Here is a 14,821-nt window from a genome sequence, read left to right as displayed (position 1 = left end):
GCCAAGGCATTTCCTCTCTGATCAACCCGGATTTTTTTTACTTTTCTTCCTCATCGGAGCTTCGTATCGATTTACTGAATTGTTTTCTATCATACGAGTCAGCGTTTTTTTTGTCAAGTCTATTTCACTTCGTTTATTAACATTAACGCTTCATTTTTTGCTTCATTATTTTTATACTTTTTAACGATAGGCCAAACTCTTCAGCAAGTTCCATATTTGATAAGCATTGTTCTTTTTGAATAAAATCATGATAGTCCACACCAAACTCTGGCTGTGATACATTATAATTCATCATTTCTTTATTTGTTGATCTCAACAGATCTCATCCTTTTTTTTAGTGAATTGTTCTACTAGTCTCACCAAAAAGAAGACGTTTTACAACTAAACGAAGGAATCTTTTTATCCGATAAAGAAATTATGCTTATGTAAAAACAACAAGACAAACTGAAAGGAGCCGTTTCTTGAAAAATTATTCTGTACTTATCTTGCTATTTACTATTCTATTCACAATGCCTTCAGGAGCCTCCGCTCAAAAAATGGCAAATTTTAATGAAACCGTTAATGTTCGATCTGCACCGAACCTTTCTTCTTCCGTTATCACTCAAGTTCATCAGAACGAGTCGCACCCCATTATGGAAGAGGATGGAGAGTGGATACAGATTCAATTAGATGCGGAAAAAGTCGGATGGGTTGCTAGTAGACTTGTCACAATCACGTCAGAAAATAATTCCTCCAAAACGATTGAATCAACAGTTTCAGACCTTCAAGTTCGCGCAGGTCCAGGGAAAGAATTTCCGGTATTGGGTAGCATTGAAGTAAATACTAAATGGGACGTTATCAAAACAGAGAAGGACTGGATTGCAATTGACTACAAGGGGCAAGAAGGCTGGGTTGCATCCTGGTTAGTCAATTCAACAACCGAATCTGATCAAGCTGTATCTTCAATTAAAGAAGTTCAGGCTAACATTTTGAATGTACGCGAATCGCAAGGACTTGGAAGCCGCATTATTCATCAACTACCTTCAGGATCTGTAGTAGAAGAAGTAAAGAAAGAAAATGACTGGAGTTTCATCCGTTATGATAATGGACAAACAGGTTGGGTAGACAGCTCTTTCTTAAAAGAAACAACGAAAAGCGCCGGTTCTCGCTATGCAACTATTCTATACCAAGCAACGAATTTAAGAGATGGACCTGGATTAGGAAATAAGGTGATTACACAAGCACGCCTTCATGAAAAATATCAGATTCTATCAAAAGAAGGTCAGTGGTATGAAGTTGCCCTAACTGATGGTTCTTCTGCTTATGTGGCCGAATGGGTCGTTTCGACAGCCGCATCACTTTCTACCAAACAAAATCTACACGCTAGGAAAACAGTTGTTCTTGATGCAGGTCATGGTGGAAATGACAGTGGCGCTCAAGGAATTACAACTCTTGAGAAGATCCTTACTCTAAGAACAACTTCGACAATAGCTGAAAAGCTAAAAAGCGCTGGTGTAAGAGTAATACTTACGAGAGACACGGACACCTACATTGCCCTTGATGAAAGAACCACTATCTCAGAGCGAAATAATGCAGATGCGTTTGTTAGTATTCACTTTGACAGCACAGTCGATCCTACAGCGAATGGAACAACAACTTATTATTATGATCAAAGCGACATGTCTTTGGCATCAGCTATTCATAATAAAATCGGTGATGATACGTCTCTCAGAGATCGTGGAGTCCGGTTTGGAAATTACTATGTGCTTCGTAACAATAAACAGCCTTCCGTTCTTCTAGAGCTTGGCTTCTTATCAAATCCTTGGGAAGAACAGCTCGTAAATAGACTAGACTACCAGGCAGAAATCACAAGTGAAGTTGCAAACGGTATTCTTTCCTTTTTGCAATAACGCAAAAGGCCGCGAAGCATAAACTGCTCCGCGGCTTTTTCTATTCTTTGCTATCAATAATTAGGGTAACAGGTCCATCATTAGTTAGCTGGACATCCATCATAGCCCCAAAAACGCCTGTTTGTACATTAAGATCCTCATCTTGTAAAAAAGCATTAAACTTTTCATACAATACGTTTGCTTCATCAGGCTTTGCTGCTTTCATAAAGTTAGGACGCCTGCCTTTTCGGCAATCACCATAAAGCGTGAACTGTGAAATGGATAGGATAGACCCGTTTGCATCTTTTACGGAAAGGTTCATTTTATCATTCTCATCCTCAAAAATACGCAAATTAGCAATTTTACCTGCAAGGTAAGCGGCATCGGTTTCTGTATCGTCGTGTGTCACTCCTAGAAGTACGACAAGACCAGAATCAATACTACCAGTCACATTTCCACCAACAGTAACTGACGCCTGTTTTGAACGCTGCACAACGGCTTTCATAAAGACTTCCTTTCTAAACTACTGCATAATTCTGCGAACAGCATAGATGTCTGGAATTCGTTTAACGCGCTCGACCACTTTTTGGAGGTGAGCCGTATTGCGAATCGACACCGTCATACTTATGGTCGCCATTTTGTTATTATCAGAGCGGCCAGAAACCGACGTCATATCTGTTTTGGTTTCTGCAACGGCCTGGAGGACTTCATTCAACAATCCTCTACGATCAAAACCACTGATCTCGATATCAACATTGTAATTTTTAGGAGAGTCACTTTCCCACTCAACTTCCAGAAGTCGCTCCTGAGCATTGTCTTCATTCACATTCGGGCAATCCTTTCTGTGAATGGAGACACCTCTCCCCTTTGTAATGTATCCAACGATATCATCACCAGGTACCGGGTTACAACATCGCGAAAGACGTATTAAGAGATTATCAATGCCTTTTACTCGAACACCAGATTCCGCTCTTCTTGGCGGACGTGAAGGAGTATGTGTGGTTTTACCCTCAATAATCGATTTTGCAAGCTCTTCTTCTTGTTCTTTCGTTCTCTCTTTACGAGCTTTATCCGTTAACCTTGTTGCAATTTGAGCTGCAGTAATCCCACCGTAACCAACAGCTGCATACATATCTTCTTCACTTGTGAAGTTAAACTTTTTCGATACATTTGCAATGTTATCTGCAGTCAGAACTGCTTTTAGTTCAAACCCATGGTTTTTGATTTCTTTTTCGACGAGTTCTCTGCCTTTTTCAACATTCTCTTCTCGCTTTTCTTTCTTAAACCATTGCTTGATCTTGTTCTTAGCATGAGAACTTTGACTGATTTTCAACCAGTCTTTACTCGGTCCATAAGAATGCTTTGATGTTAGAACTTCAACGATATCTCCTGTTTTCAACCGATGATCAAGAGGTACCATTTTGCCATTCACTTTTGCACCAATACAGTGGTTGCCAATTTCGGTATGAATACGATACGCGAAATCAAGCGGTACAGAACCTGTCGGAAGTTCAAACACGTCGCCTTTAGGTGTGAAAACAAATACCATATCACTGAACAAGTCAATCTTAAGTGACTCCATAAACTCTTCAGCATTGGAAACGTCATTTTGCCATTCAAGAATTTGTCTAAACCAAGATAGCTTTTTCTCAAAAGAGGTATTCACTTGATTCTCGTCGCCTTCTTTGTAAGCCCAGTGAGCTGCGATACCGTACTCAGCTACTTTGTGCATATCAGACGTTCTAATTTGAACCTCGAGTGGATCACCCTTAGGACCGATAACCGTCGTATGAAGGGACTGGTACATATTCGCTTTAGGCATAGCAATGTAATCTTTAAAACGACCAGGCATAGGCTTCCAACACGTATGAATAATTCCAAGAACGGCATAGCAATCCTTGATACTGTTTACGACAATACGAACAGCTAACAAGTCATAGATCTCGTTAAATTGCTTATGCTGTTTAGCCATCTTTCGGTAAATGCTGTAGATGTGTTTAGGACGACCAGATATCTCGGCGTCAATCGAAACATCCTTTACGCGCTCTTGGATCTCGTCTACTACTTCATGGACGAACCCTTCACGTTCTGCTCGTTTCTTTTGCATCAAATTTACAATCCGATAATATTGCTGCGGATTTAAATAACGAAGTGCTGTGTCCTCAAGTTCCCATTTAATCGTCGAAATACCGAGACGATGGGCAAGGGGGGCGAATATTTCAAGCGTTTCATTCGCCTTCTGCATCTGCTTTTCTTTAGGCATATGTTTAAGGGTACGCATGTTATGAAGGCGGTCGGCTAATTTAATAAGAATACACCTGATATCCTGCGCCATGGCAATCATCATCTTACGGTGATTCTCAGCCTGCTGTTCACGCTTGGACTTGTATTTGATTTTCTTCAGTTTCGTTACGCCATCAACTAGCATGGCAAGCTCGGGACTGAATTCATCAGAAATTTGTTCAAGCGTCACGTCGGTGTCTTCGACGACATCATGAAGAAAGCCCCCAGCAACTGTGACAGGGTCCACTTCAAGATTAACAAGAATGCCAGCAACCTCAATAGGATGAATAATATATGGTTCACCCGATTTGCGGTACTGGCCTTCATGTGCATTGCGCGCGTATTCATAAGCTCTATTAAGATAGGAGAGATCGTCTTCAGACAGATACTGCTCCGCTCTTTCCATTACTTCTTCTATCGTCATCAAATCACCTTGATTACTGTTGGTATATTGCTTCTATTATCGTTAAAAAAAGTCACCATGTAAAGAGAATATGAGAAAAATGTCGTTTTTCCTAACTGGTAAGCACTGGATAGCCTTAACAATACATCATAAAGAGAAAGAGCGTCCGGCAATTCGGACACTCCACACTTTAGTATGTCATCAACGTAAATATATCATGTCGGTCAAGGTTTTTACGTCCTTCTAGGTAAGAAAGTTCAATCATAAACGCTAGGCCAACAACTACTCCACCAAGCTGTTCTACCAATTCAATCGTTGCATTGATCGTTCCACCTGTTGCAAGCAAATCGTCAGTAATTAAAACTCTTTGTCCTGGCTTAATAGCGTCCTTATGAATTGTAAGTACGTCTTTACCATATTCAAGACCGTAATCTACTTTTGCTACTTCGCGAGGAAGTTTGCCTTCTTTACGTACAGGTACAAAACCAATACCTAGAATATAAGCAACGGGGCAACCTACAATAAACCCTCTTGCTTCTGGTCCAACAATTACATCGATATCTTTATCTTTTGCAAAGTCTGCAATGTCATTCACAACAGCGCTGTAAGCTTCTCCATTTTGCATAAGTGGGGTAATGTCCTTAAAACGAATACCCTCTTTTGGATAGTCTTCAACAACTGCAATATAATCTTTATAATTCATTTACTTTATGGCCTCCTCAGTGCTATTGAAACAATTAACTGATTGATCGAACCAACTTTTCAAAGCATGATAGGAGGAATAGCAAAAGTCATTTTCAAGTTTTGCCTTCTCAAGCTTACTCCTATACGTTTTGGAAGAAGTTAATTCACTTTTAACAGATTGTGGATTTAGAGAAATCAGTCCATCATCCATTGTAACAAAATCTAACTCAAAAAACACCTGTGACATGAAGTGAACCGTTTCTTTTGACCAGCCTTTATGTTTAGCAAGCTTTTCTGCATCTCTTAAGTGAAAGCTTCCCTTTTTCATTAAGAATGCATAGTACCATTTAAAATCTTCACGAGAAGGCAGGGTGGAAAAGAAATGATCTTCTTCATGCTCAAAAACAGTATAGGTTCGCTCAGGTAAGCCACCCTTCTTGAACAATTCAACTAGATCTTCTTCTAAGTCTGGTAGATCAAGAAGCATAACATACTTGTTCTCAAACTTAAGGTTTTCTTCTAGTGGAGATGTTTTGACAAATTCCTTCCATTGCTGAATGCCAAGCTTATTAACAGTGCTTTCCTGAAACGAAATCATGATTAACTTATCGAGTGGCATGGACTCAAGACGCTTCTTAAGATCTCGAATACCTCTGTAATCGAATAATTGCCACTCGTTCACTGCCATATCTTTAACAAAGATTTGTGGCTTTCTTAATCCATTCCATTCATTAACGGATAGCTGACCAATAACACTAACTGCAGCTCTAGAAGTAATTTCTTCAAAAACATACCCAAAGTTAAAGCCGACACCATCGAGAGTCGCACCGTTTTCTTCAAGAGCTACTTTCAAATGATTATTCTTGCTACCGATCCTTCTAATTTGTGATAGATTGACATCCTTCAACATCACCACGGGTTTTGGATTACTCACTCCAAAAGGAGCTAGTAAATTCATCTCTTCAATCGTTTCAAGCGTAATGTCTTCCACTCTACAGTGCAAATCAACCTTCGTAAGTGGCATTAAATCCTTCTCAGTTAACTTCTCTAATGCCTGTTCATTCAACCTCTTACGTAGACTTTCAAGATACGTTAGGTCAATCGTCATTCCGGCTGCCATAGGGTGTCCGCCGAAATGAGGAAGAATATCTCTGCATTCAGAAAGGTTAGCAAACATATCAAAGGCTTCAATGCTTCGTGCAGATCCTTTCGCAACGCCTTTATCACGATCAATACTCATAACAATGGTTGGTCGGTAATATTTTTCGACCAGTCTAGAAGCAACGATTCCAATGACACCTGCGTTCCATCCTTCTCTTGCAATAATAAGAACGCGATTGTTTTCATTTAACAGGTCGTTCGATTCTACATCTTCTATTGCTTCTTGAGTCATTGTATTCACAAGTTCTTGACGTGTTTTATTTAATGCATCAATTTCGCTAGCAAGCTGTTCAGCAAGCTCGGAATCATCCGTTGTCAAAAGCTCAACAGCAGGATCTGCACTTTCGAGTCGTCCTACAGCGTTCAGGCGAGGGCCTATTCCAAATCCAAGATGCTCCTCGTTCAATTCCTGCCCTTTTAACCCACATACATCAAGTAAAGCTTTAATGCCTGGTTTGCTTGAGTTTTGTAGTGCCCGTATACCCTCGCTTGCAATTAACCGATTCTCATCTTGTAATGGAACAAGGTCAGCAATTGTACCCATAGCTGCAATTTCTAGTAGATGACCAGGTATTCGTCCTAGTAGAGCCTGAGATAGCTTAAACGCAACCCCAACTCCTGCTAGTCCTTTAAAAGGATATCCACAGCCTGGTTTCTTAGGATTAATTGTTGCATAGGAATTTGGCAATACAGGAGGTGGCTCATGGTGATCTGTAATAATTAGATCTATACCTATTTCCTTTGCCACTTCCGCTTCATGAACTCCTGAAATTCCAGTATCCACCGTCACAATTAAGTCATAACCGTCTTCTTTAGCCTGGCGAAAAGCTGCTTCATTTGGACCATAACCTTCTGTAAAACGATTTGGAATGTAATAGTCAAAAGTAGCGCCAAGCTCACGCAGTGTAAAGATGAGAACAGTTGTACTACTTACGCCATCAGCATCGTAATCTCCGAAAATTAGGATTTTCTCATTCTCTGCTATAGCATGTTGAATACGATCAACAGATTCTTTCATACCATCCATCAAAAAAGGATCATGATAGGATAAATTTTCTTTATATAAAAACCTTCTTGCTTCTTCTTCTCTCTCAATACCTCTGTTCACAAGTAATGAGGTAGCTAGTCGAGAGATACCAAGTTCACTCTGGAGCCGATCAATGTTTGTTTCATCTGATTCAGCCAGTTTCCAGCGTGTTTTAGATCTTAACATCGAATCACCTCTTAACCAATTCATTATATATAGTTTGGACATGTTTGACCATAGGTTGAGAGGAGGAAACTTATTATCATCTAGTTTCAAACCAATATTTAGATAAAAAAATAAGCCCCGATTAGAATCGGGGCAACCTTTATTCTCCGTCAGAGTCCATTCCTTCCTCTTCGGTTGGACCATCTAAAGGAACCTCTGGTTTTAGTTCAGCATCCGTTCGAAGTTGCGCGTTTTCCTTTTGCAGCTTCTTAAGTTCTTTCTTAAGCTTATAATACTTTACCATCCCAAAACCTAAAACAAGAATGGCTCCCATTAATACTGACCCTAAAATAACAAGCACAAGTGGCCAATCTGACGTACCAAATACATAATTCACTTGAACCGGATCAACGTTTACAACTGAAAATAGTGCAATTATTAGAGCAAAAACAAGGGCAACAACCAATCCCCATTGTCCTTTCATCCACATCTACCTCCCCTTCTACTTCTATACCTATTCCAATACTAGATCTATTTTTCCTTTGGTTCATAAGGATTAATGTGGACAAGCACATCATTTACTTCATCATCTTCAAGTAAACGTTCCTTCACAGCTTTCCCGATATCGTGTCCTTCCTTCACTGAAATGTTAGGATCGACACCGAGCTTAATATCAATAATAACATAGTGCCCGTGCTCTCTAGCATAAAATTCGTCCAGATTAACGACGCCATCCATCGCTTTGATAACTTGTTTATATTTAATCGTATCTTCTTCATGTAACACATGATCTAGCGTATTATGAATGGATTCAAAACCAAGCTTAATTGCCATCTTACCAATGAGAAGAGAAACAAAAATTCCCGCTATAGGGTCTGCATAGATAAGCCACGCTAAATCGAATCGACTTCCTAAAATGGCACCCGCAATTCCGATTAGAACAGCAATTGAAGAATACACATCAGAACGATGCTCATATGCATTGACGATTAAGGCATCACTTTTGATCTTTGTTCCCAACCGATACTTATATCGAAACATCGCTTCTTTAACAATAATGGAAACAAGCGCAGCATATAAAGCAATCGTGCCAGGTGCTTCAATTGGCTGAAAGATAGCCCTACCTGAACTGATTCCAATTTCAACACCAACGAGAAGAAGCAATACGGCAACAATAATTGCAGCTATTGACTCAGCTTTCCCGTGACCGTATGGGTGATCCTTATCAGGAGGTAGTTTTGCAGCACGCAAACCAACAAAAACGGCAAACGAACCGGCAACGTCTGAAGCAGAATGGGCCGCATCAGCAATAAGAGCCCGACTATTAGCACTATAACCAATGACACCTTTTAATACAGCAAGGACAATATTCCCTAGAATCCCTACAATAGCTGCAACTTCTGCTTTTCGAAAACGTTCTTCTTTGTTCATTTTCTCACCTCTAATAATTCCTTATAGCCTTTCATTCTAAACCTTGACTTTTCCTAGCGACATGGAAGAGCCATGGCTAAGCCATGGCTCTACTTCATTCTATACTTCGCTTTCCACTGGTGAAAACTTCTTCTTCTTTAATTGTTTACCCTTCCATACTGCCCATAATTGAGACGCAATAAAGATTGAAGAGTATGTTCCTGCAAGTAGACCAATTAATAAAGCAACAGCAAACGGTCGAATGGCTTCTCCACCAAAGATGGTTAAAGCAGTCGCCGCAAACACAACTGTTAAAACAGTGTTAATTGATCGTGCCAAAGTTTGAACAAGGCTTTTGTTAACGACACGAGCAACATCATCAAACGTTTTAACTTTCTTCTCGAATTTCATGTTCTCGCGAATTCGATCGAAGGTTACAATCGTATCGTTAATAGAGTAACCTACGATCGTCAAAACAGCCGCGATAAACGTAATATTTACTTCAATTTGCAAGATGCTGAACACTGCAATGATAAAGAAAGCATCATGAAACAACGCAACAATAGCCGCAAAGCCCTGTAGCCATTCAAAACGAATAGCAACGTATAAAATAATTCCAACTGATGCGATTGCGACTGCGATAAATGCATTTTTCGCAAGGTCAACGGCTACATCAGGAGATACCGTACTTATACTTGGCTCTATTTCATATAAATCCGTAAATGTGTTTTTGATTTCAGCCACTTCATCTTTATTTAACTCACTTTTAAAGGCGGCAACCGCGATTTCTCCACCCCCTGCAAGGGTGACAGACTCAGGCTGAAGCCCTAATCCTTCAAATTCTTTACTTACTTCTTCAGTCGTTAACGTTTCATCGGATTGTATATCAACCCGTGAACCACTTGAAAAGTCAATTCCAAGATTAAGACCGAAAATAGCAATCGCCAATCCACCAAGAACGATAAGTGCTAGTGAAATCGCAAAGAATTTATTTCGATGTTTAACAAAATCAAATTTAATATCTCTTACCCTAGAGCTCATCGATTTCACTCTCCTTCACGCCAAAAAGTCCAGGCTTCTTACTTAGTGCCCTGCTCTTAACCCATAGGCCAAGTAGTATTCGTGAACCCCAAACTGCCGTTAAAAAGCTGACAGTGATACTTGTGATGAGCATTACCGCGAATCCTTTAACAGAACTAGTTCCATATGCAAATAGCACACCAGCGGCAATAAGCGTTGTAATATTTGCGTCAAAGATCGTAGTAAAGGAGCGTCTTCCACCCGCTTTGAAAGCTGACATGATGGACTTTCCTGAACGAATCTCTTCTTTAATTCTTTCATACGTGATGATATTGGCATCAACAGCCATCCCGACCCCTAGAATAAGGGCTGCAATACCAGGTAGTGTTAATACAGCATTCATCCAATTAAATACAACCAGAATAAGATAGATATACACACTCAACGTGATAACAGCAATCGCTCCTGGTAAACGGTAATAAAATAGCATGAATAAGAAAATCAAGCCTATACCGATAAAGCCTGCGAGAACCGTCTTATTTAGCGACTGTTCTCCAAATTGAGCCCCAACAGAGGTGGAGTAAATTTCTTCAAGCTGAACTGGAAGAGATCCTGCATTTAGTAACTCTTTCAGATTCTCCGCTTCTTCAAGCTGAAATGGAGGTCCTGAGATTACTACTGTGTTTTGTGAAAGAACCGTTCTAACAGCAGGATCTGAAATGAACTTCTGTTCATCTGCAGGCTTCGTTACTTCTTCCTGATACGAGTCGCCCTCTTCGTAGTCAAGCCAGATCACAAGACGATTATCCGGTTGTGGTAATTGACTGATCTCTCGCGTAATATTAGCAAATTTTTCAGGGTTTTTCAGCGTAACTTGTACAACAGGTTGATTGTTATCAAACACTACTTTCGCAGCGCCTTCCTTTAAATCAGCACCGCTCATTTGCTCTTCATCGTCAGTTGTACGGAACGTCAGCTCCGCCTGGGTGGAGAGTAGCTCTCGAGCTTGGTTCTGATCTTTAACACCAGCTAGTTGAACGCGAATACGATCTTCGCCTTCTATCGTGATACGAGGTTCTGAAACCCCGAGAACATTAATACGCTTGTACAAAGCACTTACAGTACTATTTAACAGGTCTTGACTAAGTTCTTGATCTTCTTGAGCAGGCGTTACTTCGTATAGAACTTCAAACCCACCCTGCAAATCAAGGCCTAACTTAATCTCTTTCGTTACACCCATAACCGTTGTTCCGATCAATCCACCAAGCAGAAGGACGATCAAAAAGAACGCTACGATCCGGCCTTTTTTTACCATGAAACAAAAACTCCTCTCTAAACCCCCAGCATTATTTCTTATGTAGGTCAAAATGCCACAATACTAGTTATTATACAGATATATGAATTTTTCTGTCAATTTCACTATAACTAAGCTTCTTCCTTACTGAACATATCTGTTCCTTTATAAGCATGAATCGTCAGCCAGTTCATGTATTCGTTTGTAGAAAGGCGCATTATTTCGTTAACAAGTCTATGCATTTGAATATCCTCTAAATCATTATTACGCTTCTTACGAGCAAGGAGACATTCCCAGATTTCATCTGTGGTCGCCCCTTTGTATCCTAATAAATGAAATTCATCCAACTTACTCTCTAGTGCTGGAAATATTTCTTTCTTCCACTCTTCCATCATTATGTCTCCTCTCATTCTTAGAAAATTGAGTACATCGCTATACCTACGCCTAAACCTGCAATAACAACACCTGTAAGAATGGATAGGAATGCGTACTTAAATCGAATGGCAAAGAGCGCTGCTGCTACACATGCGCTGTACGCTCCAGTCGTTGGTAGAGGAACAGCCGTGAATAGAATGAGTCCGATCGCTCCATATTTCTCGACATTCTTACTCTTGCTCAGTGTGCGGTGATATAGCCAATCATAAAATCGCTTATACCAATTAAATCTCATTAACCAATTACTAAGTGGTTGAAATAATAGCAGTAATGGAATAATCGGCAATGCGTTTCCAAGTAAACTTAGAAACAATGCTTTTAGAAAAGGAAAATCGAAGGTATATGCCAGAGGCAATCCACCTCGTAATTCTAATATTGGAAGTGCAGATACGATCACGACAATCACTTCCTGTGGAAGAAAACCTAAGTTCTCTACAACGAATTGTTTAATTGCTTCTTTCATTAAAACACTCCTATATGCCTGTCATGCTTTGTCCCCTAATAAGCATATACATAGTGATAAAAAATATCTAGACTTTTCTACAATTTCTCAGGGCTATTCTGGATGGAAAGTTGGGTGAATATGTCAAAGCAAACCTTTTTACGAGGGACACTTTTTCTAATTCTTGCTGGACTGATCACAAAGGTGCTCGGATTTATTAACCGTATTGTGATGGTTCGAATTATGGGCGAAGAAGGTGTCGGTCTCTATATGATGGCTGTTCCGACTTTAATTCTAACCATTACGCTCACACGTATGGGACTACCTGTTGCCATCTCAAAGATGGTTGCTGAAGCTGATGCAGAAGGTGATCGCCAGAAAATTAAACGAATATTAATTGTCTCACTTTCCATCACAACCGTACTCAGTATTATTTTCACGACGATTATGGTACTAGCAGCCCCACTTTTATCAAAAACTGTTTTCACAGACGAGCGCACTTTCTATCCTCTTATTGCTATAGCTCCTGTCGTATCCATTGTTGCTCTCTCATCTGTTCTTCGTGGCTATTTTCAAGGTCTTCAGAATATGAGACCTTCTGCTTACTCTCAAGTTATTGAACAAATTGTGCGAATTTGTCTCGTTGCACTATTAACAGGTGCATTTCTTCCTTACGGTGTTGAATATGCTGCTGCAGGCGCAATGGTTTCCGTCGTACTAGGTGAACTTGCTTCTCTTCTATTTATGTTCTCAATGTTCAAAATGAAAAAGCGAGTGAAAATTAGAAAAGGCTTTTTCAATTATTTAAAAGGCGGCAGAAAAACATTTAATGATTTAATGAGCATTTCTCTCCCTACAACGGGAAGTCAATTAATCGGTTCCATCTCTTACTTCTTTGAACCGATCATGGTTGCAAATAGTCTTGCAATTGCAGGAGTAGCTACAAGTCTTGCTACAACACAGTATGGACATTTATCAGGGCTTGCTATTCCACTGCTCTTTCTACCTACTTTTATCACTTACTCGTTACAGGTCTCACTCGTACCGGCAATAAGTGAAGCACATGCCCAGAAACAATATAAACAAATTCAACACCGCTTAAGTCAGGCTATTCGTCTTTCCATGGTTGCAGGAGGGCTGTCAGTCGTTGTTACCTATATATTTGCTGTACCATTGATGGATATTATGTACAATGCACCTCAAGTAGCGATATATGTCCAGGTAATGGCACCATTCTTTTTCTTCTTTTACTTCCAAGGGCCTCTTGGAGCAGCACTTCAAGCACTCGACCTAGCAAAAGCAGCGATGATTAACAGCTTCATTGGAGCTGTTGTTAAGCTTGCTGCTATCTTCTTCTTAGCTACTAGGCCAGAACTAGGGATTATGGGAGCGGCACTAGCAATTGTTATAGGTATATTGCTCGTTACACTCCTTCATTTCGCAACTTTAGTCAAAGCGATTGGTTTCTCGATCGTTGTAACTGATTTACTAAAAGGCGTCGCATCAATTATACTTGCAGCATTCGCAGGGCATTTCTTCTATCAAATGCTAGCTACATCTTCGTCAGATATCATCGGAACGGTTATAGCCATTGGCGCTACCTCAATCGTTTATACCGTTCTCCTCCTACTACTTGGTCTTGTTAACCGAAATGATTTAAGAAGGCTTCCCTTTATCGGGAAATTCGTACACTAAGGATGACTTGAGATGTATTGGTGCACATTTTAGGGCTCCTTTCTAAAAGATTGTTGCTTTTGAAAAACATTAAAAAAACCACACTTCGCTAATTGGAGCGGAAGGATGTTCGACTCCTGCGGGACTAGTGGCTCACCGCCCGCCACGCGGAAAGCGAGCATCCTGGAGCGGAAATGAACCCACTCTTATAGAAACAATGTCTAAGAAAAGAGCCTTTTCATAAGAACCTAAAAAAAAGTAACCACTATCGGTTACTTTTTCTCGTTCTTGATATCGATAAAAAAACTTCCATTCTTATGAAGTGAGCAGTATGAAATAAGCTTAATATCCTTCTGGCCTACTTTTCTTAACTCCTGACGAAGCCATAAAGAGGTCTTACCAATTCGTTCGAGGTGTTCTTCTTGCACTTTACCATCAAGAATAAGTGGTAACGGTAATAAAGTTCCAGCATCTTTCTGCTTCGTATCATCTTCCTTTTTAATAACAGACAGCTTTCCAGAAGGCTCGAGAATGGCAAATTCAACGTCTGAGACAGATGCAATATTGTTCTCTCTCAGTTGGATAAGAAGATCGTCAAAGTTATAGCGCTGTTTCTTCATTGCATTCTCATCAATTTTACCTCGATCAATTAATACAGTAGGTTTGCCATCGACAATTTCTCTCACTTTCTCACTTTTGAGAGAAATATACGCCATTATGATTTGAATCATCACAAGAATACCCATTGGAACGATTGTCCGGACCATCGGTGTGCCGGGGTCTTCAATTGATGTTACCGCTAGTTCCGCAATCATGATCGAAACAACAAAGTCGAGAATACTAAGCTGACCAATTTCTCGCTTTCCCATAATACGAAACACAACAATGATTAAGAAGTAAAGAACAAGCGTCCTCAAAATTATCGTCATATACTCCATTTCGAGCCCTCCTTTCA

Annotated in this window: 12 protein-coding genes, 1 pseudogene and 1 other annotated feature (1 of these 14 cut by a window edge); of the genes and pseudogenes, 2 read left to right on the top strand and 11 right to left on the bottom strand. The window is 40.1% G+C overall.

What is annotated here, in order from left to right; all coding sequences use genetic code 11:
• Nucleotides 1–63: a binding site (T-box leader), on the bottom strand (it extends 159 nt beyond the left edge of the window).
• A gap of 79 nt (nucleotides 64–142) precedes the next feature.
• Complete coding sequence (locus AB986_RS17065) at nucleotides 143–316, bottom strand: hypothetical protein (RefSeq protein WP_048312663.1); 174 nt, start codon at nucleotides 314–316, stop codon at nucleotides 143–145.
• A 145-nt stretch (nucleotides 317–461) separates the two neighbouring features.
• On the opposite strand from AB986_RS17065, the gene AB986_RS17060 reads away from it, so the two are divergent.
• Nucleotides 462–1,889, top strand: a complete 1,428-nt coding sequence (locus AB986_RS17060; RefSeq protein ID WP_048312660.1) for an N-acetylmuramoyl-L-alanine amidase family protein — start codon at nucleotides 462–464, stop codon at nucleotides 1,887–1,889.
• Nucleotides 1,890–1,929: 40 nt separating this feature from the next.
• Here AB986_RS17060 and dtd read toward each other — a convergent pair whose 3' ends face one another.
• From dtd to AB986_RS17015, 9 genes and pseudogenes are all read right to left on the bottom strand, one after another.
• Nucleotides 1,930–2,373 carry a D-aminoacyl-tRNA deacylase gene (gene dtd, locus AB986_RS17055; RefSeq protein WP_048312659.1) on the bottom strand — a complete coding sequence of 148 codons (444 nt, stop codon included), beginning with the start codon at nucleotides 2,371–2,373 and terminating at the stop codon, nucleotides 1,930–1,932.
• 18 nt (nucleotides 2,374–2,391) lie between these two features.
• A complete protein-coding gene (locus tag AB986_RS17050; protein ID WP_394174843.1) occupies nucleotides 2,392–4,557 on the bottom strand; it encodes a RelA/SpoT family protein in 2,166 nt (721 codons plus the stop codon).
• A 187-nt stretch (nucleotides 4,558–4,744) separates the two neighbouring features.
• Nucleotides 4,745–5,257 (bottom strand): adenine phosphoribosyltransferase, encoded by a 513-nt coding sequence (locus AB986_RS17045; RefSeq protein ID WP_048312657.1) that lies wholly within the window; start codon nucleotides 5,255–5,257, stop codon nucleotides 4,745–4,747.
• Nucleotides 5,258–7,612, bottom strand: a complete 2,355-nt coding sequence (gene recJ, locus AB986_RS17040) for a single-stranded-DNA-specific exonuclease RecJ (RefSeq protein ID WP_048312656.1) — start codon at nucleotides 7,610–7,612, stop codon at nucleotides 5,258–5,260.
• Between the two features lie 139 nt (nucleotides 7,613–7,751).
• Nucleotides 7,752–8,075 (bottom strand): LapA family protein, encoded by a 324-nt coding sequence (locus AB986_RS17035; protein WP_048312655.1) that lies wholly within the window; start codon nucleotides 8,073–8,075, stop codon nucleotides 7,752–7,754.
• 47 nt (nucleotides 8,076–8,122) lie between these two features.
• Nucleotides 8,123–9,022 (bottom strand): cation diffusion facilitator family transporter, encoded by a 900-nt coding sequence (locus AB986_RS17030; RefSeq protein ID WP_048312654.1) that lies wholly within the window; start codon nucleotides 9,020–9,022, stop codon nucleotides 8,123–8,125.
• Nucleotides 9,023–9,121: 99 nt separating this feature from the next.
• Nucleotides 9,122–11,336: pseudogene (gene secDF / locus AB986_RS22925) on the bottom strand (protein translocase subunit SecDF).
• A 110-nt stretch (nucleotides 11,337–11,446) separates the two neighbouring features.
• A complete protein-coding gene (locus AB986_RS17020) occupies nucleotides 11,447–11,710 on the bottom strand; it encodes a post-transcriptional regulator (protein WP_161797395.1) in 264 nt (87 codons plus the stop codon).
• 17 nt (nucleotides 11,711–11,727) lie between these two features.
• Nucleotides 11,728–12,213, bottom strand: coding sequence for a COG2426 family protein (locus AB986_RS17015; protein WP_048312652.1), 486 nt, complete (start codon nucleotides 12,211–12,213; stop codon nucleotides 11,728–11,730).
• 120 nt (nucleotides 12,214–12,333) lie between these two features.
• Between AB986_RS17015 and spoVB the strand changes: the two genes are divergently transcribed.
• Complete coding sequence (spoVB, locus tag AB986_RS17010) at nucleotides 12,334–13,887, top strand: stage V sporulation protein B (protein WP_048312957.1); 1,554 nt, start codon at nucleotides 12,334–12,336, stop codon at nucleotides 13,885–13,887.
• Nucleotides 13,888–14,138: 251 nt separating this feature from the next.
• Here the strand turns inward: spoVB and AB986_RS17005 are convergent, their stop codons facing one another.
• Complete coding sequence (locus AB986_RS17005) at nucleotides 14,139–14,804, bottom strand: DUF421 domain-containing protein (RefSeq protein ID WP_048312651.1); 666 nt, start codon at nucleotides 14,802–14,804, stop codon at nucleotides 14,139–14,141.
• Nucleotides 14,805–14,821: the final 17 nt, after the last annotated feature.

Origin of the sequence: Guptibacillus hwajinpoensis, from assembly GCF_001039475.1 — a bacterium.
GTDB classification, from domain to species: Bacteria; Bacillota; Bacilli; order Bacillales; family Guptibacillaceae; genus Guptibacillus; species Guptibacillus hwajinpoensis.
The sequence above is the reverse complement of the archived record's forward strand: the minus strand, read 5'-3'. Positions and strand labels throughout refer to the sequence as shown.